We start from the raw sequence: 1,813 nt of genomic DNA, 5'->3' as shown, positions 1-1,813 counted from the left end.
CCAGTTAGCACATCTTTTACTGACCCACCGCATTCGCGAGCAAGCCCGCTCCCACACAAGCCCGGTTCCCACATTGGATTGCGGCGTTCCCAACGATCATGTGATCCTTGCGCCCTTTTTTGCAGCCAAGGAAGCCCTCCCATGCCAACCACCATCCGCATCGCCGCCGCCCTCCTGATCGGCAGCGACGGCCAGACCCTGCTGGTGCGCAAGCGCGGCACCCAGGCGTTCATGCAACCGGGCGGCAAGATCGACGCCGGCGAACAACCGGCCGAGGCCCTGGCGCGCGAGCTGCACGAAGAACTCAACCTGCGTATCGACCCGAGCGCCGCCGTCTACCTCGGCCACTTCTCGGCCCCCGCCGCCAACGAGCCGGGTTTCACCGTGGAAGCACAGCTGTTCCAAGTGCATATCGACGTACCGGTAAACCCCGCCGCCGAAATCGAAGAAGTCCGCTGGATCGACCCGGCCGGCGATGGCGGCCTGGTGTTGGCGCCCTTGACACGTGACCTGATCCTGCCGTTTTATCGCGCATCGCTGACCACCACCGCCTGACGTGCAGGCGCAAAGGACTGAACCGTGATCCCACTCAACGAGTTGCTGATTTTCGCCGCCGCGTGCCTGCTGATGGTGTTGACCCCCGGCCCGAACATGATCTACCTGATCTCCCGTTCGATCTGCCAGGGGCGCAAGGCGGGCCTGGTGTCGTTGCTGGGCGTGGTCGCGGGGTTCTTTGTGCACCTGTTCGCCGCCGCGGCGGGTTTGACGGCGGTGTTTCTCGCGGTGCCGATGGCCTACGAAGTGCTGAAATGGGCCGGCGCGCTGTACCTGCTGTGGTTGGCCTGGCAGGCGGTAAAACCCGGCGCGCGTTCGCCGTTCGAAGCCCAGCAACTGCCGCCCGACTCCGCGCGCAAGCTGGTCACCATGGGCTTTCTCACCAGCGCACTGAACCCGAAGATCGCCGTGTTCTACCTCTCGGTGTTCCCGCAATTCATCACCCCGGAGTACGGCTCGGTGTTCACCCAGAGCGTGATGCTGGGCTTCACCCAGATCAGCGTGAGCTTTATGGTCAACGCGCTGATCGCGATGTTCGCCGCGAGCATCGCCGGTTGGTTTATCAACAACCCGACCTGGCTGGCGGTACAGCGTTATTTCATGGGCTTTGTACTGGCGGCACTGGCGGTGCGGCTGATGCTTGAGCAGCGCCGCAGCGCATGAATATCCGCACGCTGGAGGCCGAGGATGCCGCGGCGTATCGGGCGTTGATGCTGGAGGCGTATGGTGCTTATCCCCAGGCGTTCACCTCCAGCGTGGCCGAGCGGGCAGCGATGCCCCTGAGCTGGTGGGAAAAACGTCTGGCGAGTCCACTGGATCGATTGCTGGGTGCGTTTGCCGGGGATGAATTGGCGGGCATTGTCGGCCTGGCGTACGAGCCTCGGGAGAAGGCGCAGCACAAGGTGACGTTGTTTGGCATGTATGTGAATGCCCGCCATCAGCACAAGGGGGTGGGCCGTCAACTGGTCGAAGCGGCACTTGCCGAGGCGCGCAAACAGTCGCGCCTCAAGGTCATCCAACTGACCGTCACCGCCGGCAACGACGCCGCCTTTGCGCTGTACCAGCGTTGCGGTTTCATCCAATACGGCCTGGAACCGTTGGCGGTGCGGGTGGGTGTGGAGTACTTCGACAAGATCCACATGTGGCGCGAACTGAAGACCGACTGAAATCCAACTGTGGAAACCCTATCCAATGTGGGAGCGGGCTTGCTCGCGAAAGCGGTGTGTCAGGTACAGATAATTCGACTGAACCACCGCAT

At 62.8% G+C, this 1,813-nt stretch carries 3 protein-coding genes; all 3 read left to right on the top strand.

What is annotated here, in order from left to right; genetic code table 11:
• Window positions 1–141: 141 nt before the first annotated feature.
• The 3 genes from NUV89_RS29545 to NUV89_RS29535 are packed head-to-tail and all read left to right on the top strand — an operon-like array spanning window position 142 to window position 1,721.
• The gene (locus NUV89_RS29545; RefSeq protein ID WP_257784100.1) at window positions 142–555 is read left to right on the top strand and encodes an NUDIX domain-containing protein; all 414 of its coding nucleotides are present in this window, start codon (window positions 142–144) and stop codon (window positions 553–555) included.
• 24 nt (window positions 556–579) lie between these two features.
• Window positions 580–1,218 carry a LysE family translocator gene (locus NUV89_RS29540; protein WP_257784099.1) on the top strand — a complete coding sequence of 213 codons (639 nt, stop codon included), beginning with the start codon at window positions 580–582 and terminating at the stop codon, window positions 1,216–1,218.
• Window positions 1,215–1,721, top strand: coding sequence for a GNAT family N-acetyltransferase (locus NUV89_RS29535; protein ID WP_257784098.1), 507 nt, complete (start codon window positions 1,215–1,217; stop codon window positions 1,719–1,721). Before NUV89_RS29540 ends, NUV89_RS29535 begins: the two co-directional genes overlap by 4 nt.
• The last annotated feature ends 92 nt before the right edge of the window (window positions 1,722–1,813 follow it).

This window comes from Pseudomonas sp. 18.1.10 (genome assembly GCF_024655625.1).
In the GTDB taxonomy this organism is placed as follows: Bacteria; Pseudomonadota; Gammaproteobacteria; order Pseudomonadales; family Pseudomonadaceae; genus Aquipseudomonas.
Note: the sequence above shows the minus strand (reverse complement) of the source record. Positions and strands in the feature narration are given on the sequence as shown.

What these genes read in the sequence shown, in the direction of transcription:
- NUV89_RS29545 (WP_257784100.1), top strand. Translation starts at nt 142, where the DNA reads ATGCCAACCACCATCCGCATCGCCGCCGCCCTCCTGATCGGCAGCGAC.
- NUV89_RS29535 (WP_257784098.1), top strand. Translation starts at nt 1,215, where the DNA reads ATGAATATCCGCACGCTGGAGGCCGAGGATGCCGCGGCGTATCGGGCG.